This is a genomic window from Autumnicola patrickiae (genome assembly GCF_031846525.1).
Lineage (GTDB): Bacteria > Bacteroidota > Bacteroidia > Flavobacteriales > Flavobacteriaceae > Autumnicola > Autumnicola patrickiae.
The window spans coordinates 1-21,208 of sequence record NZ_JAVRHM010000021.1 but is presented as its reverse complement, the minus strand read 5'-3'; the positions used below and the strand labels follow the sequence as shown (position 1 = coordinate 21,208).

Annotated in this window: 18 protein-coding genes; 12 read left to right on the top strand and 6 right to left on the bottom strand. The window is 34.1% G+C overall.

Annotated elements, in window-relative coordinates:
• Positions 1-30 precede the first annotated feature (30 nt).
• From RM549_RS15575 to RM549_RS15560, 4 genes are read left to right on the top strand one after another with little or no spacing between them, the layout of a single operon-like run.
• Entirely contained in the window at positions 31-369 is a 339-nt protein-coding gene (locus RM549_RS15575; RefSeq protein ID WP_311686486.1) for a type II toxin-antitoxin system HigB family toxin, read from the top strand.
• Positions 370-375: 6 nt separating this feature from the next.
• The gene (locus RM549_RS15570; RefSeq protein ID WP_311686484.1) at positions 376-936 is read left to right on the top strand and encodes a helix-turn-helix transcriptional regulator; all 561 of its coding nucleotides are present in this window, start codon (positions 376-378) and stop codon (positions 934-936) included.
• A gap of 51 nt (positions 937-987) precedes the next feature.
• Complete coding sequence (locus RM549_RS15565; protein ID WP_311686482.1) at positions 988-2,949, top strand: DEAD/DEAH box helicase; 1,962 nt, start codon at positions 988-990, stop codon at positions 2,947-2,949.
• Complete coding sequence (locus RM549_RS15560) at positions 2,942-4,165, top strand: GIY-YIG nuclease family protein (protein ID WP_311686481.1); 1,224 nt, start codon at positions 2,942-2,944, stop codon at positions 4,163-4,165. Before RM549_RS15565 ends, RM549_RS15560 begins: the two co-directional genes overlap by 8 nt.
• 4 nt (positions 4,166-4,169) lie before the next feature.
• Here RM549_RS15560 and RM549_RS15555 read toward each other — a convergent pair whose 3' ends face one another.
• Genes RM549_RS15555 through RM549_RS15540 form a run of 4 tightly spaced genes read right to left on the bottom strand, consistent with a single transcriptional unit; the run spans position 4,170 to position 7,336 of the window.
• Positions 4,170-5,270, bottom strand: coding sequence for a putative phage abortive infection protein (locus tag RM549_RS15555; protein ID WP_311686479.1), 1,101 nt, complete (start codon positions 5,268-5,270; stop codon positions 4,170-4,172).
• Between the two features lie 18 nt (positions 5,271-5,288).
• Positions 5,289-5,642, bottom strand: coding sequence for a hypothetical protein (locus RM549_RS15550; protein WP_311686477.1), 354 nt, complete (start codon positions 5,640-5,642; stop codon positions 5,289-5,291).
• Positions 5,643-5,646: 4 nt separating this feature from the next.
• Positions 5,647-6,132: a hypothetical protein gene (locus RM549_RS15545; RefSeq protein ID WP_311686475.1), complete on the bottom strand. Its 486-nt coding sequence runs from the start codon at positions 6,130-6,132 to the stop codon at positions 5,647-5,649.
• A gap of 7 nt (positions 6,133-6,139) precedes the next feature.
• Positions 6,140-7,336: a helix-turn-helix domain-containing protein gene (locus tag RM549_RS15540; RefSeq protein WP_311686473.1), complete on the bottom strand. Its 1,197-nt coding sequence runs from the start codon at positions 7,334-7,336 to the stop codon at positions 6,140-6,142.
• A 1,125-nt stretch (positions 7,337-8,461) separates the two neighbouring features.
• Between RM549_RS15540 and RM549_RS15535 the strand changes: the two genes are divergently transcribed.
• The 3 genes from RM549_RS15535 (at position 8,462) to RM549_RS15525 (ending at position 12,363) form a co-directional block, all read left to right on the top strand.
• Complete coding sequence (locus RM549_RS15535) at positions 8,462-8,800, top strand: single-stranded DNA-binding protein (protein ID WP_311686471.1); 339 nt, start codon at positions 8,462-8,464, stop codon at positions 8,798-8,800.
• Positions 8,801-8,867: 67 nt separating this feature from the next.
• Positions 8,868-10,589, top strand: a complete 1,722-nt coding sequence (locus RM549_RS15530) for a ParB/RepB/Spo0J family partition protein (protein WP_311686469.1) — start codon at positions 8,868-8,870, stop codon at positions 10,587-10,589.
• An 829-nt stretch (positions 10,590-11,418) separates the two neighbouring features.
• Entirely contained in the window at positions 11,419-12,363 is a 945-nt protein-coding gene (locus RM549_RS15525; protein ID WP_311686467.1) for an ArdC family protein, read from the top strand.
• Positions 12,364-12,640: 277 nt separating this feature from the next.
• Here RM549_RS15525 and RM549_RS15520 read toward each other — a convergent pair whose 3' ends face one another.
• Both RM549_RS15520 and RM549_RS15515 read right to left on the bottom strand, forming a co-directional pair.
• Complete coding sequence (locus RM549_RS15520; protein WP_311686465.1) at positions 12,641-13,324, bottom strand: response regulator transcription factor; 684 nt, start codon at positions 13,322-13,324, stop codon at positions 12,641-12,643.
• Positions 13,317-14,765: a sensor histidine kinase gene (locus RM549_RS15515; RefSeq protein ID WP_311686463.1), complete on the bottom strand. Its 1,449-nt coding sequence runs from the start codon at positions 14,763-14,765 to the stop codon at positions 13,317-13,319. Before RM549_RS15515 ends, RM549_RS15520 begins: the two co-directional genes overlap by 8 nt.
• Before the next feature lie 284 nt (positions 14,766-15,049).
• Here RM549_RS15515 and RM549_RS15510 point away from each other — a divergent pair, with 284 nt between their 5' ends.
• The 5 genes from RM549_RS15510 (at position 15,050) to RM549_RS15490 (ending at position 21,208) form a co-directional block, all read left to right on the top strand.
• On the top strand, positions 15,050-16,318 hold the full coding sequence (locus RM549_RS15510) for a retroviral-like aspartic protease family protein (RefSeq protein ID WP_311686461.1): 1,269 nt from the start codon (positions 15,050-15,052) through the stop codon (positions 16,316-16,318).
• Between the two features lie 138 nt (positions 16,319-16,456).
• Entirely contained in the window at positions 16,457-17,239 is a 783-nt protein-coding gene (locus RM549_RS15505) for a GLPGLI family protein (protein ID WP_311686459.1), read from the top strand.
• Positions 17,236-19,905 carry a TonB-dependent receptor gene (locus RM549_RS15500; RefSeq protein WP_311686457.1) on the top strand — a complete coding sequence of 890 codons (2,670 nt, stop codon included), beginning with the start codon at positions 17,236-17,238 and terminating at the stop codon, positions 19,903-19,905. Before RM549_RS15505 ends, RM549_RS15500 begins: the two co-directional genes overlap by 4 nt.
• A 304-nt stretch (positions 19,906-20,209) precedes the next feature.
• Positions 20,210-20,683 (top strand): ASCH domain-containing protein, encoded by a 474-nt coding sequence (locus RM549_RS15495; RefSeq protein ID WP_311686455.1) that lies wholly within the window; start codon positions 20,210-20,212, stop codon positions 20,681-20,683.
• 3 nt (positions 20,684-20,686) lie between these two features.
• Positions 20,687-21,208: a GNAT family N-acetyltransferase gene (locus tag RM549_RS15490; protein ID WP_311686453.1), complete on the top strand. Its 522-nt coding sequence runs from the start codon at positions 20,687-20,689 to the stop codon at positions 21,206-21,208.

The following is a 21,208-nucleotide window of genomic DNA, read 5'->3' as shown; positions in this document are numbered from 1 at the left end:
ACTTTTAATTATCTTTGTAATTAGATTGTAATGAGGTTACTTAATAAGAAGGCGCTCCAAAAACTCAAAAGGAAGAAAAGAGGCAATGCTTCTTTAGCTTCAGAAATTGATGTGCTGATTAAAGATTTTGAAACTCATAACTGGAAAAACCAGGGAGAGTTAAAGAAAAATCGCAAAGACGCAGATTGTGTTCATTCTGAAGGGTTTTATTTCTTCAATATAGAAATTCATAGAACAATGATTCTGATTGAATTTGAAGATAATGAAGCTACGGTTATATGGGTTGGAGATCACCAGGAATATGAGCGGGTTTTTAAAAATAATAAAAGTGCCATTGCAAATTGGTTAAAAAGTAAGGACTTAATCTAGATAGTTATGAAAACACAATTTGATGTAGATAGCTTCCTTGAAAAAGGAAAGATCCAAAACGAGTTAGATTTTGAAAGAGCTTTGATTGCGGATAGAAAGTTAAGGGTAATGGCAAAAGAAAACCCTAAACTAAAAACTGTTCGTAAAAAGCTTCGCGATCTTATCGAAGTCTACGAGAATAAAACCTGGGCGCCTGATGCTGCAATATCAGAAGATAAGCTTAAAGAAAGTGATTGGGCTGAACAAACTGCAGAAAAGGAACGGGTTTTTATCCATAACAGGAAAAAGTTAATCAAAAATAAGCTGAAGGAATTAGATCTTTCCCAACAGGATTTCGGAATAATCTTAGGGCATACTAGTAAATCTTATATGTCGGAATTAATGAATGGAGTAAGTCCTTTCTCTTTGAAAGATTTGGTGGTTATTAGTCAATTGTTGAAAATAGAATTAACTGATTTGGTGCCTACATTTTTACCTCAAAAGGAAAGAATTAAAATTAAAACTTCTATTAAAAAATTAGATAATCCTAAGCTAAGCTTAAGCGAAGATGATTTTGCCCTAGCATAAATTGTTTTGCCCTGAACCTGTTAAATTCATCCACTATCTTCAAACAATTCTATGCCAGATTTAGTTCACGTTACCTACAATCAAACCGGGAAAAGTAAAAAAACCAATGAATACGGAATGCGCGAAATGCAGGCACGTGCTTATGACGCCCGAACAGCGCAGTATTTATTAATTAAAGCTCCACCGGCCTCAGGAAAATCAAGGGCTCTAATGTTTATTGGCCTGGATAAACTGAGAAACCAGGATATCAAAAAAGTAATAGTAGCAGTACCCGAACGATCTATTGGAAATTCTTTTTCTACTACAGACTTAAAATCTTATGGTTTTTTTGAAGATTGGAAGCCTAATCCTATATATAATTTATGCACGCCTGGTGGTGAAAAAAGTAAAGTGAACGCTTTTATCAATTTTTTAAAAAGTGATGAAGAAATACTTATCTGCACACACGCCACCTTGCGTTTTGCTTTCGATGCTATTGAAGAAAAAGATCTAAACGATACTTTGTTGGCTATTGATGAATTTCATCACGTCTCGGCAGATGCTACTAATCGGCTTGGTGAAGTATTGCGTACTATAATGGTGAAATCTAATGCACAAATAGTCGCTATGACGGGTTCTTATTTCAGAGGAGATAGTGTGCCGGTTTTACTTCCTGAAGATGAAGCAAAGTTTATAAAGGTAAAATATGATTATTACGAGCAATTGAATGGCTATGAATACTTAAAATCTTTAGGTATTGGTTATCATTTTTACAGAGGAAAATATACTGGTGCGATTCACGAAATACTGGATGAGGATAAGAAAACCATTATTCATATTCCCAGTGTGAATTCTGGTGAATCGGAAAAAGAGAAATACGAAGAAGTAAACCGTATAATTGATAGCTTAGGGGAATTGGATTATCAAGATCCAGTGACCGGTGTTTTGTATGTAAAAAGTAGAGATACGGGCAAAACTTTAAAAATAGCCGATCTTGTAAATGACAATCAGAAAGACCGGGATAAAATTCAAAATTATCTACGGGGAATTAATGATGCAGATGATATAGATATTATCATCGCCCTGGGAATGGCAAAAGAAGGTTTTGACTGGCCTTACTGCGAGCACGCTTTAACGGTAGGTTATAGAGGATCTTTAACTGAAATTATTCAGATTATTGGCCGGGCCACACGGGACAGTAAAAATAAAAATCACGCACAGTTTACCAATTTGATTGCTCAACCCGATGCAGCTGATGATGAAGTAAAGTTATCAGTTAATAATATGCTGAAAGCGATCACGGCTTCCCTGCTAATGGAACAGGTGCTTGCACCTAACTTCAAGTTCAAAACAAAGGATGACACTAAAGACTATGATTCCGATGATGATGAAATCAATGAAGCAAAGGAAGATGATGATAACCATATTTATATAAGAGGTTTTAAAGAGCCCTCTACCCAAAAGGTGAGTAACATTATAGAATCTGATTTAAATGACCTTAAAGCGAAAGTTTTACAGGATGATGATATGATTAAGGCATTGCCTGGGAATGTTGAGCCGGAGGTAATCAATCAGGTTCTAATTCCTAAAATTATTAGGGAAACCTATCCGGATTTAACCGAAGAAGAAGTTGAAGAAGTTCGGCAGCATATTGTGGTGGATTCTGTAGTTAAAAATGGAACCATAGAGGAACAAGGTGATAAGCGCTTTATTAAGATGGCTGATAGTTTTGTGAATATTGAAGATATCCATATTGATCTAATAGATAGCATTAATCCATTTCAAAAAGCCTTTGAAATACTTTCAAAATCTGTTACCGCTTCTGTATTTAGGGCAATTCAGGAAACCATAGATGCTTCTAGGATTACAATGACAGAAGAGGAGGCCATTATCCTGTGGCCTAAAATAAAAGATTGGGTTCAGAAAACTGGTAACCAACCTGATATTAAATCTTTAGATCCCAAAGAAAAAAGAATGGCTGAAGCCGTTATTTTCCTGAAGGAATTAAAACGCAAACAGAAACAGAATGTCTAAGAAGAAATTAAGTATAGAAGATATATTTGAGGACGATGATTTAGGTATTTTGGAATCTAAATCCAGTAAGACTTCAGTTAAATCTGAAGATCAACGATTGGTTGACTCTTTTGAGGAGATTAATAGCTTCATTGATTCCAATGGAAAGGAACCGGAGCAGGGGAGCGGAATGTCTGAAATGCGTTTACAATTAAGACTGCAGGGCTTTCGATCATCTGATCACAAAAAAGAAATTCTAAAGCCTTACGACAGGCATAATCTTTTATTTCAAAAGCGAACTCCAAAGTCAGTCACTGATATTTTTAATGACGATGAACTGGATATTCTGAATCCTGATGCTGAAGCAGAATCAATTTTTGAATTTAACCATACCCCAAAGAATTCAGAAAGGGCTGAAACCGATTTTGTGGCCCAGAGAAAACCTTTGACAGATCAAGAATTTGAGCCATATAAAAAGCTGTTTCAAAAAGTACATAAAGAAATTAAATCAGGCCGGAGAACCCTTAAAGAATTTAGAAAGGCCGATAAAAACTTAAAAGAAAAGCATTTCTATATTGTTGATGGAATGCTTTGTTACCTGGAAATGGCAGATATTTCTTTAGTAGAAATGGGTGACAAATCTGGGAAAAGATTACGTAAAGAGGGTCGAACACGTACTGTATTTGATAATGGAACCTATAGCAATATGCTTTATCGTTCCCTGGGAAAAATATTAAGCAAGAATGGCCGTATAGTTTCAGATACTGATGAAGCCGCAGAAAATGAACTGGCAGCTAATGCCACCCAAGTAGAACCGGAAGATGTTGAAAGCGGATGGATTTATGTTTTACGTTCAAAATCTAAAAATCCAGAGATTGCTTCTATAAAAAACCTTCACAAAATCGGTTTTTCTACAGTTGATGTAAAAAGAAGGGTTGTAAACGCTGCGAATCAATCTACCTATCTCAATGCCGATGTGGAAATAGTAGCTACTTTTAAATGCTTGAATTTAAATACTCAGAAATTCGAAAACCTGATTCACCGCTTCTTTAAAGATGTCCAGTTGCAAATCGACATTTTAAGCCAGGGTAATCAGCGCGTTTCCCCCAGGGAATGGTTTGTAGTTCCTTTTCCCATTATAGAGAGGGTAGTAGAACTATTTATTTCAGGAGAAATTGTGAACTACCGGTATGATGTGGAGAATGAGGGGATTATTGAGATTGATCGTAAGTTCTAAGAAATTATAAATTATCTAATTTTTCAGGTTTCCGTTCTGGATTATACTGTTCGAATAAATAGGAATTTTTTGTTTCGATATAATCTTTAAAATGATCTTCAGGCCTTTCTATAAATTTCACCCTCTTGACAGGTATATTGTGAATCATCTTATATTCTGTAAGAAATTTATTCTTTCTTTTCTTACTTCTTTTATCCCAATTCTCTCCAAATCCGATACGATAATTATAATATAAAAAAAGTTGCTCATCATTTGACAGTTGAGCTCTGAGTAATTTCAAATAGTGTTTTGCTTTATCCTTAGAAATAATATTATCTTTTTCTCGAGAAACAATATAATCTACTGTACTATAGAGATGCCTATAATAATGTCCTAACCTGTTCTCGTGACCTGAAAAAGGTTTATACTTAATATATAGGGGTATATATCTGCCATTAATGTTAAACTTATTTTCTTTACTGTAAGAATCAGAATGTTTCTTCCTAATATTCTTAAGTTTTAATTTGAACTGTTGAAATCGATAAAAATTCCATTTTTGAACATTTTCCGATTCTATTCCAAAGAAGAAAATTTCATAAGCAACTTGAAATAATCTCTCTTTATCCTTATCAGTTTTTGGTTGCAACATTAACTGTGCTATTTCAATAATAGCTTCTAGTTCTGTAACCATTGTTACAAATACTTTTCTTTGAGAAGTTTGTCTTTGGATTTTTTGTAAACTATACTTGTCACCAGATTGTTTAGTTACAATGTGATCATAACCATCAATATTAAATTCATTTACATTTTCCTTGTGTAATTTCAGCATTTCAAAAAATAGCTGATCAACTTCTTGAATTTTAAACTGTTCCTGTATTTTTTTGTTGGCTTGATATTGAACTAAAAATGCAATAAACGTAAGTAAAGCGGCAGAGATTCCTATAAATGGAGACATTAAACCATTCAATGTAATTCCGATCTCATTTCCTGCTTGGTAGTTTAAACTTGGTAACCATTCAGGATTAGATTTAGGGATTATTAAGGGTGCAAAAACAGCAAAAATTAATAAAGACAAACTCAGAATTCCAAAGAACCAAAGCCAATTTCGTAAGGTAGAATCCTTCATAAATTAAAACCGACTTTTCTATTTTCCTGAATTATCTAATGAACTTGCTTTTAATAAAGCTTTCTCAACAATTTCTGATAAACCCGCAGCTGAATCACTTTTTTCTGAATAGTTAACAAGGTTCTTGAAATATTCATTCGATTGACTATAGGGTGCTTTGGTTTGTAATTTATTAAGGGTTTCAATTAATTTTTTCTGAAGTGCAAAAAATTGCTTTTCAGATGAGCCTAAATGTTTTGCGTAAGTTTTTCCTTGTTCCATCGTCAATGCATTCTCTAACAAGCTTTTATTCGCATTAACTGAACTAGCTGAATAAACCTTACTAAGAAGTCTTTCGAATCGAAACCCAGCAATATACCTTTCATTTTCCATGATCTTATTTAGTTTGGTCCACTTTGTCTAATTCATTTTCCTTGTAATAGCCATATTTTATATTTAAATCCCGAAAAATTAAGAATAAATCAAATTTAGTTCCACCTTCTTGCATCCATCTAAGTAATTCATTTAGAGTGACTTCAAGGTGGGTGGTAATGTATGCTTGTCTAGGATCAGCCCCTCGCCGGCCACTGGCATCCTTTTTTTTGCCACCGGTTAAAAAAATGTTTTTTTCTTCTCGGACAAAGGTGCTAAATTCAGATTCTGATTTGGGAGGTAAATGCGTTCTAAGTATACCTTCAATAGCATAAAATAATCGAAAAGATTCAGAAGGATTTTGTTTGTCATTTATCAGATCTAATTGAATCAGTTCTTCTTCAAAGTCAGTTTCTAAACCAAGTTGAAAGCCTGAGTTCTTATCAGATTCATCGGCTAATTTTTTAATTTCTTCTAAAGTTGTATCTCTTTCGAGTTTCTTATTTTCCATAGAACTACTAGTTTGATATTTTTTCAATTATTTTTCTTGCTTGATCTGCTGGGCTTTCATTTGTGTCCCATAAATTAGTTTTTAGGGATCGAACAGCCATTTCGGATTTGATCAAAAATCGATTAAACTTTTTATATAATACACCACTTTCCTGTGGGTGATCGTGAAGATAGAAACCGTAAATTATAGAGGGGTGTACATTATTTTGTTCAGCATATTGTGAAACCAGAAATGGATTGAAAATATTTGGTTTTAAGAAATTCATTCTTTCCTCTGGAAATAAAATTTCTCTAGCAAATTTATTGGCTCTTTCTTCATTAAGTAAAAGTAAGTCGGAAGCTCCAGATAGATGGTAACTCTTTCGACTAAGCTCGTCGAAATCAAAAAGAACGTGGCATATTTCGTGCAACAAAGTGAACCACATTAGATCATATCTTTCGTATTGATCAGTTAAAATGATACAGGGCTTATTGTCTACGATAAAAGTAGCACCTTTCACAGCAGTTTTAGAAACGTATTTCTGAACTATTACCGTAACGCCTAGTGAATAAAGAGCTTTAATCACAGTAATTAAGCCATTATCTACTAAGCGAGTATAGGGACGGATTTTGGTAACTATTTTTTTTAATTCTTCTGGATCGAATTCATTCGGATTGTTAATAGCTTCAAATTGTAAATATGCAGCTTTAATCCAAAACGTATTCATAACTTCATCCGCAGACCTTTTGGTCTTACTGAACAGCGGATAGGCAACTGAATTGTGATAATCAAAAATGTTATCAATTTCAAAGAAATTTAAAATTCTTTTTTCTATTTCCTCAAAGTTTGTTTTTGTTTTAAGAAATCCCAATTTATACAACCTTTCAATATCAAAGTTACGTAGTATAAAATTTGCCTTTCTATTATCTTCAATCTCAGATATCGATTCAGTTTTAAGTGTAGATACATAAACTTGTATTGTGTCCTCGATCTTTAAATCAAGGAAATTACTGATTTTGATTATAGATATAATATCTACTTTTTTACTTTCACCAGTTATAATTCTATTAAGAGTATCTTTATTTATACCCAAAACCTTAGATAACTGCCGGTCAGAAGAAATCTTCAATTCTTCTTTTTTATCCTCTATAAGCTCCTTGATAGTTTTATGGTTATTAATACCAAGAAGGTTATAGATTTCCTTCATTTGATAATCTTCTTTCATCTACACCAAAATTGAAATACAAATATAATCTAAAAAAATATAGATTTAATATTTTTGTCTCAAAAATGAGCCAATAGTTTTGATGAAGTCCAAAAGATTTAGAAGCCGGATTTGTCACCTATTTGTCACCTGAAAATAAAAAACCCAGTAAACATAGTGCTTACTGGGTTATTAAGTGGAGTCGGAGGGGGGATTATAGAAATTCGATAGAACCCATTTATATTATATAGTGTAAGAACGATTGGTAGAACCAGGTTTCAGAAAAGAGTCTCGGCAGCTATATATAATTTTATAACTAGCTCTCAATGAGAGAAGGTGAAAGTAAAGATTAACAATAAATTTATAAAACTGATATCAGTTAAATTATATTTTTAATTTCCAGGAACCAGAAAAAACAATAGGAACGAAATATACCAATCGCCCCTTATGCTCTTTCCCTTCATTCTTCACTCAACCCCCAAAAAAGGAACCTCGTGATCATTCCGGGAACCGCTTCCGGAGCGATCCGTATATTTCTAATTTTTATGCTTTTTCCTGCTGGCTGGAAATTGCCTCCATTGCATTCCGGCAAATACCAGGCATCGGAAATTTAAAATCAAATTGGACAGCTGAATTTGATCTTGCGTACTTCCGTATTGCCCTTTATTGTCATTGTTTTTGTCCCAAAAACACCGCCAACCAGGTCAACTTTTCCGGGATAGCGGAAAAGCGCCGGCGATCAAATTCAGCAGGATCTAATTACGGGCCGAATCCCCTATTCAATCCCCCTTTAACGACAAGCAAAATAACAAAACCGGCCTGTATTGGCAGCAAGCATTTTTTAAAAAACTTTCTCCGGAAAAAAGTCGAAATTTTTTAATGCAGTCGTGGCCTCCTAAAATAACTTGCCTCCAATGGCCGCTTTTGGATCTGATGGCTAACGACAGGGGGCAACGATTTCATAGGTGATCCTTAAATGCCCTGCGAAAGGAGCTGCCGATATAATTATTTAGAAACAAAATAATTAGCAGAAAAAAGATGAATATTTAACTAAAATAATATGTGTAACATTAGTAATATACGTAATAAAGTGTTATATTTAAGTATCTTAATAACAATTATTTATTCATTTAAAAACCTAAAATTATGTCTTTAAGAAATCAAAATTCTATTACGTTAACTGGTAGACTAGGGAGCGATGCTTCACTAACAAAAGTATCCGAAAAAAGCCAGTATGTGAGTACTTCTATTGCTCATAATGAAAGTTACCAAAATCAATCTGGTGACTGGATAAACAAAACCCATTGGGTCAATATCAAAGCTTGGGGTAATGTGGCCAAAAGCTTTGTGGAAAATTCAAAGAAAGGAGATGAAGTAACCGTACAAGGGAAACTTAAAACTTATGCTTTCAAGAACAACGATGATAAAGAAGTATCTGGAATTGAAGTTGTTTTTGAAGATTTTGTAGTGAATTCCAAAGCTTAATAAAAATTATTACTCCCCCTCTATGTGGTGTATGAGGGGGATTTTTTCTAATTAAAAAACAAAGACAATGAAATCTGTAAATATTAAAAATTTAAAATTATCTCAGATCACAGCAGACCCTTCACAGCCGAGGAAAACTTTTAATGAGGAATCATTATACGATCTGGCCGGGAGTATTAAAAAGCACGGTGTTATTCAGCCTATTACTGTTCAACCTTTGGAAAAAGGCTATATCATTGTAATGGGGGAACGCAGATTTAGAGCTTCCAAAATAGCAGGTAAAAATACTATTCCTTGTATTGTAAGGGAGTTTTCTTCTGATGATGTGAGGGAAGTTCAAATTATAGAGAATCTACAGCGTGAAGATGTAGATACTATCGAAGAAGCGGAAGCAATTTCTTACCTTATTGAAAAGTATTCTCCCGAAGAAATTTCTAAGCGAATTGGGCGTAGTATTCCTTTTGTGTATCAAAGGGTTAAATTAGGACAGTTAATTGAACCTTTCAAGGGGGCTGTAAGAAACAAGAAACTTCCTTTAGGTTTGGCTGTTCGAGTAGCTGCATTTTCTGCGGAAGATCAAAATATAATGGCTGATCATTTGGGAAATGATTTTATGGAATGGCAGGTTAAAAGCCTTATTTCCGATACCACTTTTGATTTAGTTTCAGCACCTTTTAATTTGGATGATGAAGATTTATTACCAAAAGCTGGGGCTTGTTCAGTTTGTCCTTTTAATACTCTCAATAATGGAGATTTGTTTGGTGAGGGGAAACCAATTTGCACGAAAGGGAATTGTTTCCAGGCTAAGAAAACCAAATCATTTTTAAAGTTGGTTAAGGAAGCTAAGGTAACAGGAGATATTATAATTCCAGATGTCAATTCTTGGAATATAGCGGATTCTAAAAATCAAGAGATCATTAAAATTATGGAATCTCATAAGTTTAAAGTTTTTTGTTCCTATCAGGTTTCTTATTTAAAAGAGCCGGATAAGCCAACTTTAGAAGAAATCATACGAGATAATTTTTTGGATTACAATGAAGAAGAAGATGGAGAGGAAGCCAATCAAGATTTTGCCGATGCAATGGAAACTTATGAAAGCGATTTTAAAGAGTGGGAAGAAGCCAAAGAAAATGGTTTTGTAAATGGCAAGCTTTTCAATACAGCCAATTACACGACTACTGATGTTTTGGTTCAACTCCCAGAGGAAGGAGAAGAAGCCGAAATTAATAGCTCTACTGTTCCTGTATCTCAAAAGAAAATGGATGAATGTACACCTGAAGAACAGATAATCAAAATTAAAGATCGCGAGAAGCGTAAAAAGGAAATTGAAGGGGGCAGAGAGTTTGAGGAAATTGTTACTTCGGTTAGGACAAATGGCTATCTGGATAAAGAAGAAGATGTAAGTGAAGATGAAATTATTGCATTTTGTATTACCGCTATTCAAACCAATATCGGATGGCACGGAAAAGATATCTTTAAAAATGAAGCTTTCTACGCTAAAAACTCGAAATCCAAAAACTACTTTGAGGAATTTAAAAAGGATTACCACAAAGGAATATTTAATAAGGTTTTTAGGTACTTTATTTTAAATCAGGTTTCCCTTGGGGAAAGCACAGCTGATTCAAGCAACGGGAACAATGGTTTTTACCATTCTGTAAAGGATTATTATAAAACAGAGATTGACTTGATAAAACAGGCTTATAAAAAGCGTGAGGAAGCCAGGGAAGCTAAGATGCAAAAGCGGATCGATGAATTGGAAGAAAAAGTAAAAGTTTTACAGGTTAATTAAATACATCTAAAGGGCAGGGGAAACCCTGTCCTTTTATCTTTTAAAACTGTAAATTAAAATGAAGCCAGGGGAGAGGGGTTAATTTTTCGCGGTTTTTTCTGTTTCTCAGGAACCAGAAAAAACAATAGGAACGAAATATACCAATCGCCCCTTATGCTCTTTCCCTTCATTCTCCACTCACCCCAAAATAGGACCTCGTGATCATTCCGGGAACCGCTTTCGGAGCGATCCGTATATTTCTAATTTTCATGCTTTTTCCTGCTGGCTGGAAATTGCCTCCATTGCATTCCGGCAAATACCAGGCATCGGAAATTAAAACCAAATTGGACAGCTGTATTTGATCTTGCGTACTTCCGTATTGGCCTTTATTGTCATTGTTTTTGTCCCAAAAACACCGCCAACCAGGTCAACTTTTCCGGGACAGCGGAAAAGCGCCGGCGATCAAATTCATCAGGATCTGATTACGGGCCGAATCCCCTATTCAATCCCCCTTTAACGACAAGCAAAATAACAAAACCGGCCTGTATTGGCAGCAAGCATTTTTTAAAAAACTTTCTCCGGAAAAAAGTCGAAATTTTTTAATGCAGTCGTGGCCTTCTAAAATAACTTGCCTCCAATGGCCGCTTTTGGATCTGATGGCTGACGACAGGGGGCAACGATTTCATAGGTGATCCTTAAATGCCCTGCGAAAGGAGCTGCCGATATAATTATTTTAAAACAAAAATAATTAGCAGAAAATAAGTTGATTATTTAACTAAAATAACAAGTGTAACATTAGTAATATACGTAATAAAGTGTTATATTTAAGTGTAATTAAAAAACCAAGACAATGAAAAATTCCAATTCAAAACAAGAAGCAAAGTTTAAACAGATGGCCGAAGGTATTATTAAACTTTTTGAGAGTGTTAGCCAAGATGATTTTAAATCCTGGAACAATATTAATATAGGAATGCCTCATAATCTGGAATCAGGTAAAAATTATCAGGGGTTTAATTTTATTTACCTTTTATCAGAAATGATGTGTAATGATTTCACTCATCCCGTTTTTGGAACATTTAGCCAAATCACACATAAAAATGGAAGTGTAAATAAAGGTGCTAAAGGATTTCCTATTACTCACTATAATTACATTTGGAAGTATAAAGGTAAAACAGTTGAATATGATTATATAAAATCATTGAGCCAACAGCAAAATAAAACAGTTTCGGAATTTATTTCTAATAATGATGATATTTCTGGTAAAGGGTATTTTAAGTTTTTCACTGTATTTCATATGTCTCAAACTTCTCTGGCTGGAGAGTTTGAAAATTCTACTCCGTCCCCTTTTTCCCTCGATGCTTTAGATATGGAAGTAGGAGCACTATTAAATAACCTGAAAAGAGATAAAGGTTTAAATTTAGTTTCCAAACCTTCAAATAGGGCTTATTATTCTCCTGCTACAGATCAGGTTTGTGTACCTGATTTTAGCCAATTTGATGAGAAAGAATTTTATTATGCTGTCATATTTCATGAGTTAAGTCATTGGACGGGTCACCCAGATCGTTTAAACAGACAGTTTGGTAAAAATTTTGCCAGCGAAGAATATGCTTTTGAAGAATTGGTTGCAGAACTATCTTCACTCTTTATTTGTTCTCAGTTCGGTATAGAAAAGAAAACTGATAGATCCGCCGCTGCTTACCTAAAAAACTGGTTGACAATTTTTAAGAGCGATATAAATTATTTGATTAAAGCTAGTAAAGAATCCATAAAGGCTACACATTTTATATTAGAATAGAATAGAATAGAATAGAAGAGGGGCTAGTTGATTATATTTTCTGCTAGCCTTCACCTCTAATTTTGCGCGGTTTTTTCTGCTTCCCAGGAACCAGAAAAAACAAAAGGAACGAAATATACCAATCGCCCCTTATGCTCTTTCCCTTCAAGAATTATCACTTACAAGCATAAAAAAATTAACATTAATAATACTTCTTACCCAAAAAAAAATTTCAAGAAGTTCTAAATTTCTTCTCTTGCGTTTGCATCTGAAAGAAAAAAATAACGGAACTTTAGTTTTATATTATTATCTTATACCCATACCCCCTCACGTTCACGATCTGGATATTTTTATCTTTGCTGAGTTTTTTTCGAAGCTTTGAAATGAAGACATCCATGCTACGGGCACTAAAGAAGTCGTCATCGCCCCATAACTTTTTTAGGATAATGGATCTGTCCAGGATTTGATTTTTGTTTTTGCATAAATGAAATAACAGGTGTGCTTCGCGGTGAGTAAGGAATTCGTTTTGTTCATTATTGTACGACAGAGTCTGCTTTGGAAAATCAAAAATATACTGGCCAATCTTCAAGATTTCTGACTCTTGCTGCAGTTTGTTGCGGTTAAGTAGATTTTGAATGCGTACAATAAGCTCTTCCATACTAAAGGGCTTTTTTAAATAGTCATTCCCCCCAACACTAAAGCCTTCTAATACATCCACTGTCTGCGACTTAGCCGTAAGAAAAATGATTGGGATATTTTTGTCCAATTGGCGGATTTCTTTGGCCAAAGTGAAACCATCTTTTTTTGGCATCATCACATCCAGCACCAGAACTTCGGGAGTCTTTTCCTGATATCTTCTGAGAGCCTCATTCCCGTCAGCAGCTAGGAAAACCACAAAATTTCTGGTTTCCAGGCTTTCTTTTACTATCTGCGCCAGGGCAGGTTCATCTTCAGCCAGCAGTATTCTTATCTTTTCAGCCATTTCTCGGTAAGGTAATTATAAAAGTAGTTTGGTTGTTTAAGTCGAGTTCCACGCTTCCTCCATGTTTTTCAATAATGTTTTTGGTATAATAAAGTCCAATTCCGAAGCCTTTCACATCGTGCGTATTCCCTTTCGGGACCCGATAAAATTTATCAAAAACTTTTTCTGCCTGAGGTTTAGTGAGGCTGTTGCCATTATCGCTTATCTTGATTTTAACGACTTCTTTTTCAGAAGAAACCACGGCCTCTATTTTGTTGCCGCCGTATTTTACTGCATTGTCAAAAATATTATTTAGTGCATTTTCTAGGTGAAAAGCATCTGCAATAATGAAGATTTTCTTTTCTTCCGCATCAAATGAAAATTCCTTGTTTAGGGCGAGGTTGTGGTGTTTTTCAACCAAATCTGATAGCATCCTGTACAGTGGAACTTCTTCTTTTTTAAGTTGCAGGTTGTCTCCGTCCAGTGTCGCTGTCTCCAGCAACTTTTCCACCATCATCTGAAGTTTATTCAGCTGGTTATTCGAAACGAGGAGATAATTCTTTGTCTTTATGGGATCATTTTCTTTGTTGAAAAATTCAATTCCTTCCAGCGCGACTTTTACAGTGGAAATAGGTGTCTTGAATTCGTGGGTAATATTGCTGATGAGATCATTTTTTAGCTCTGCTAATTGTTTTTGCCGATTGATAATTCTTAAGAGAAAGAAAAGACAAGCCACAACTGAAGCGACTAAAATCGTTGAGAGTATAATTCCAAATAAATTCCGTCTCAGAATTGTTGTGGTCAAATTTGTAAACATTAGTTCAAAATGACTATTTTTTGGAAGATAAGCTGCCTTTGCAGTTGTGCTAAGAACATTTTTTTCTACAACATCTGTATTGTACGTCTGTACTACACCATTGTTGCTTTTAAATTTATATGCATAATCAACATTTATATTTTTGGCAGACAATTGATCATTTAAATAACTATTAAGGATAGAAATTTCCAGAGTATCAACTGTAAATGATAAAATTATTCGTTTGGCGAGATCTGTTATGGTATTTTCCGAATCCAGTTTATCTGTACCTAAAGCTTTTTTTTGGTCATCGAGCCCAGGCCCTGAAATAATATTCATTTTGGAAATATCATTTGGATCAATCCTATCAAGAATATCGATTCCTTTTCCTGTATCCTGTTGATCTATTCTGCTAAGCAAGCTGTCAAATTCAGTGTTTTTCAAGATTTCACCATCTTTTGAAACCGAAATGCCGATAGTATTTCTATCTGCTAAGTCTATGAAATAAGAATCAATCGCACTATCTAAACTGCTTTGTACCTCCCGTATTAATTGCTGTTCTCCATCAATATAGTTCTTGTAATTCCAGTAAAATTGGATGCTTAAAGTTGCTAGAATGACTGTACAGATGAAGTAGAGGATAGTTCTGAAATTCCAGTTTCGCATAAGCAAAAGTAATTTTTTCCTTCCCTGTTACCAAGGTTGGTTAACACTAGTTAACATTACTTAACACTCGGTATTGAAGAGAATATGCACTTTTGATTCAAGAAACACGGGGACGTTCTAACATCTAAACGTCAATATATGCACCAATTAACCTTAGATACATTTAGAAGGATAGGTGCCGTGGTTCGAGATATTCACCACGAATTTGGCTCAGAGGAAAAAAAAGAATTTACAGCTTCTAGGTTAGTCGTGATAACTGATATGATTCACTTAAGCCAATAAAAATGAAGAAGCTTTTAATTCTGTCTATCTCTTTTTTCACTATATGTTTTCAATCTATATCTTCACAAGAGGTAAATCAATATGAAGAAATTGTAGCCCGGACTTTTGAGGCAGTTGACAAAGGAAATCCTGCAGAATTAATGACTTTTTTATCTGAGGATTTCACAATAGCAGGATATTCGGGTGAAATTGCAAGAAAGATTTTACATCGGCTGGTTTCTCAAATAGGAGAGACTATTAAGGATTACAAAGAAAAAAAGAGAACAGAAAATGAAAATGTTGTAGAGCTGGTTTATTCTGTTGAATTTGAAAAGATGGGAAGGAAGGAGTCTGTCTTTACTTTTAACAGAGAACATCAGTTAATTGGATTAGAACTTTTCAAAATGGAGGTAAAAGTGTTGGAGGAAGGAGAAACAAAAATAAATATGCCTTCCAAGAAAATTATTGAAATACCTTTCGAAAAGGCAAGAGGTTTAGTTGTAATAAAAGCTTTGTTGAATGGTAGGGAAAGAAAATTTCTATTAGATACCGGATCACCAAGAGTAGTACTGAATTCGAAATATGGTTTACCAGAGGATATTAAACATGAAACGATTTCTTCCACAAAAGATGTGAACGGCAGCAACATTTCTGGAATGAATATCAAAAAAATAGAAAACCTGGATTTCGGAGGAATTGAATTAAATGACCAGAAGGTTGTAACGATGGATTTGACTCATCTTGAAGAAAGTTTAAAGATGGACTTATCTGGCATAATTGGTTACGAATTAATTAAAGATTATGATATTGTTTTTGATTATGAAAACCTAATTCTTACACTTATTGACCCTGAATTTTTCGAGACTTATAGAGAAGATCATTTGAAGGAAATGAGTTTTATAAAAGCTCCCCTAAAAATGAGAGGGCACATCCCTGTTTTAGAAGTTCAAATTGGCACTGGACTTTTTAATTTCGGAGTAGATAGTGGTGCTGAATCAAACCTCATTGATAATAATTTATTTTCATCACTTAAAGAACATTTGAGTAAAATTCATGTGGATAATTTAATTGGAGGTGGCAGAAATTCTGCCCAAGTCAAAAATGGAGTATTAGAGAAAATGTCTATTAATAATAAACACTTTCAAGATTTAAATACAGTTTTTACTGATATAACTCATCTCAATAAAGATAAAGAAAGGGAGATTCAAGGCTTAATTGGTTACCCCATCCTATCAAGACAAAGAACCATAATTTCATTTAGGAGAGAAGAAATATTACTTGAAATAAAGTAATCTCAAAGGATTAAAAACCTCTGCTAAAAATTGACGCGCTGGGTGTCTTCAAGCTAGCTCACTCTGAGAATTGAATGAAACCTATTTTGCGGCTAATATGTACAATCGGAAGAAAAAGAATTAACTAAAAATAAATAAATGAAACATTTTATCATATTTCTGTTTTTATTGAGCTGGAGTTTGCAAGCCCAGAAAGGCGTTGTGTATTACGGGCAAATAAAAAGTCCTGGTATGAAAAGTTCTGCCGGTCCAGATCTTAATTCTTATTTGGTTTTCGACATAGATAGATCTTATTATGTCACAGCAAAAGATTCATTGGAAAGGGCTGATGTAAGGAGTGAAAATATTTATAAAGGTGAAGGCGATCGACGAGTAGTCTATAACGGAGCTAAAACTACAGAGTTTGGCGAGCAAGTATATTTCGATCGCGATAAAGATAGCTTGTGGTGGAGCGAGCGCTTTCAAGGCTATATTTATATTTCAGAAAAGAGGCCTTTGATAGACTGGGAATTGAAAAAAAGAACTAAAAAGATTGGGAATTTTAAAGCAAAAAAAGCTATTGGAGAATTTAGGGGTAGAACCTATACGGCCTGGTATACCACAGAAATACCACTTCCATACGGCCCCTGGAAACTTCAGGGATTGCCAGGGCTAATCCTGGAAGCATATGACGAATCAAAAGAAATGTATCTATATTTTAAAAATGTAGAATATCCTACGGAAAAAGAAGTAGCAATATCAAAGGTTCAGAGGCCAAAAGGTGACGAAGGAAAGTGGGAAACCATTGAGGACTTCGAAAAGATGCTGCGAAACAGCTTAACCAGAGCTTATAACAGGATGGTTCTTAATGCAGAAAAAAATGGTTCAGATAAACCTGAAAAACCTGTCTTTCGTGAAATTTATATAGAGTCTTTTGAATGATTGCAAATAAATGGAAGAAGTTCTTTTTATTCATTTCATTAGTCATAATCCATAATAAAGCCCAGTCTCAATCAGAAATTATAGGAAGTGTGGAAGATTATAAAGGAAATCCTGTAGAGAGGGCAAGTATATTATTGCAGGACGCCGAAGAAAATATCCTTGGCTATGATTATTCTAATAAAGAAGGAGAATTTGTTCTACAATTGGAGGAACCGGAATTGAATTTGGAAATTTTAGTTGTTGTTTGTCAGAGTTTGGGTTATGAGGTGCAAATGGATACAATTTCGAATCTTGAAAGTAATAAAGGGTATGAAGTTAATTTTAGATTAAAAGAAAAGATTGAACAACTTAACGAGGTAGTACTGGAATCGAGCCAAAAAATATCGGCCGAGGGAAATGTTACAACACTAAGAACAGCACCGTTCTCAGACGATACGGAGCAAACGGTTGAGGATATGTTAAAAAAATTGCCCGGAATAGAAGTGTTAGAAGACGGTTCAATAAAAGCACATGGAAAATTTATAAACAAGTTATTAATTGAAGGTGAAGATATGTTCGCCAATGATTATCAATTACTTTCTAAAAATTTAGATGCAGAAGTTTTGGAGGCAGTGGAGATTATCGAAGCGTTTGAAGATAACCCGGTTCTGGCAACAGTGCTGGACTCTGATAAAGTGGCTTTGAACCTAAAGTTAAACGATGAGCTAAAAAATATCTGGTTTGGGAACATTAAAGTTGGCACTGGTACGTCCGAAAGGGTTATGGGCGATGCCAATATAGGTCTGTTACGTAACAAGATTAAATTATTTTATTTTGGGAATATTAATAATCTTGGAAATAAGGCTTCAGATCAGTTGGGAACTTCCCCGTCTTCTCTTAATATTAGTACAGCTTACCAGGAAGAAAGAATTGAAAATGACATTAAACCGGTCTATTCCATAAACAAAAGAGAGAACAATATTTTAAAAGAGGGGCAAAGTATTTTTAATATGGCCTTCTCAAATTCAATTGGACTCGTCACAAAGCTTACCCCAAAATTGAGTATAAGAGCGACAGGTGCTTTTATTAATGACAATCAAGATCAAGCTTTTAATTCCGAAACTATTTTTGCTGTTGATGAAAATCCTATAAACATTCAGGAAATTAGCCATACCAATCACATTAACAGGATCGGAAATGGTGAACTGGAATTGAAATATTCAATAGGCAGTAAGTCATACCTTAAAAATGTCCTGGTTTACCAGAACCATCCTGAAAATTATAGGAATCGACTTTTGTTTAATGAAAATATTATCAACCAAACCTTATCCAACAAAGAGAGCTCTATCTACAATCATTTAAATTATAGTTATGCCTTAAACCGCAGGCACGTGATCAATAGTTACTTGTATATGGGTAGAAATGAAGTTCAACAAAAGACCAGTATTGAATCACCTATATTAAACCATTTGTTTTCTGTTCCTGATGATTCTTTTATTCGGCAGGGATCTCAAGATTTAGTTAAGAGTTACGGATTGAAAACAAATCTTTTTTCAGATTGGGGCAAATTGGAACATAGATTGGATTTGGCAGTCGAGGCTTTAAATAAAAACAGGCGTACCCATTTAGGTCTTGATGTCCCTAATGCCGGGGATAATGTTGTGCTAGACAGTCTTCATAATAATTTACTTTTTACCCAGAAGGAGATAAAATTAAAATCGAAAACCAGTTACTCCTTTTCCGAAAAGATTAAAATAGGAATAGGTTTATCTTTTAATTATTTAGATTTAAGCACAGGGATCCAAAGTAAAAACGGATGGATTTTTAATCCTGAAATTGATTTGGATTTACGCAAACTAAAAATGGGTCGTTTTAAGTTTAGCTACGGAAAAACCTATGGTTTACCGGAATCAAATGTTTTTCTGCAAAATTATCACTTGACAAATTACCGATCTTTTCAACGCGGCTTAGGAGATTTAAACCTCATAGAAAGGGAAGCATTCAAATTTAATTACAGATGGGCAAATGATTTAGAATCACAAGCAATCACCTTACGCTTGAAATATGATAATTCCGATAATAAATATACCACCACAAACCTAATAAATGAGAATTATAGCCTCTCAACCTTTCGCTTTGTAAGTGGAGGGGAACGTTTCTCGGGAAATCTGGATTTCACCTCTTATTATGAAAAACTGAATTTTTCAACTAACCTTAGAACTTCTCAAAATTTGTCAGCAACCCCAATAGCTGCTAATTCTTCCGAGTTTAGGGAGCTTAGAAATTATTCATCATCATATCACTTAACTGCATCTACTTATTTCGATTCACCTATTAATTACAGTTTCGGTCTAAATTATTATAAGAATGAATCGCAGTTTAACGGTATAGTATCCGCTTCTCAATGGGCAAATGAGAGTTTTGAAATTACCTATTTTATTTCGAGTGAATGGAGTGCAACATTAAACAATGAGTTGTATCAAATCGAGAACAGTTCATCATATTTTCTCGGTAGCACGATTAATTACAAGCCAGATAATAAGGATTTATCATACCGTTTGGCTTTGCATAACCTGGCAAATGAAAAAAGGCTGAATACAGTGGCTATCGATGAATTTATGACCTATCGGTCAAGTGTTCCGTTAATTCCAAGGTATGTATATCTGGAAATAAAATATAGGTTCTAAGAAAGTTTTTAATAACCGGGACGGGAGCTAACGGCATCTCAGATGCTAATTTTGTTTTAATGTATATGATAAATCAAGTCATTGAAATGAGCTTAAAAAGATTCTGGAATTCACTATGTTTGATGAATAAAGGGATATAAATGTAATACTACATTTTATTTCGAAATAAAATGTAGTATTACATTTATTAGTACGTTGTAATGCATTTAACTAAAACCAATGAACAATAATTCAATCAAGCTAATTTTCTTCTCATTTTTGTTTTTATTAATTAATTTGTAAATCTGAAAGCAATACAAATCATATGAACCAAGTTGAACAAAATAAAAAATCAGTTGAAATACTTTGGAATAACTACATTAATGAAAACCCAAAAAATAAAAGTTTAGACACACCTATTTCTTTCTACTTCTGTGATAATGAATTTGATGCGAATGATTGTGCCGATTTGGTCGTAAAAGGAATAAAAAGAGCAACTGCGACGTCATTATGGTGGTACAAAAAAAATAATGAACCACTTCCTAAAGTGGGAGACCAATATATTGTAACTGATTGGAATGGAAATGCAAAAGCAGTCATTGAAACTACCAAAATTGAAAAAGTACCTTATAATAAAATTACGGCAGAATTTGCTGAAATGGAAGGCGAAGGAGATAAGTCTTTAGACTACTGGAAAAAAGTTCACGAAGCTTATTATAAAAAAGAAATGGAACCTCACGGAAGCGTTTTCAATGAAAATATGATTATCATCTGTGAATACTTCAAAACGATATATTAAATAATGAATAAAAGTAATTACATACTCAAAGAAATAGAACAGAGAGATATAAATAATATCCATAAAGGATTATCCAATTCTGAGATAACAGAATTTTATGATGTCCATTTTTCTACATTAGAAGAGACAGAAGAACAAATGGAATGGTATCAAAATTTAAAAAAAGAGGGCACTGGAATTTGGTGGGGAATTTATGACAAAAAAGATAATCAATTTTGTGGTGCTGGAGGTTTTAATGGTTTAGATAAAAACCACCAAAAAGCTGAAATTGGCTTATGGCTATTAAAAGAATATTGGGGGAAAGGAATTTTAAAAGAAGTAATGCCACAACTATTTGAACAAGGTTTTAAAAACTTAAATTTAAATAGAATAGAAGGTTATGTAGTAAGTGAAAACACAAAATGCAAAAGTGCTTTAGAGAAAATTAACTTTCAATTTGAGGGTACGATGCGAGAATGTGAAATTAAAAACGGAGAAAAAATAAGCGTAGATTTTTATTCTATTTTAAAAAGTGAATGGGAATAA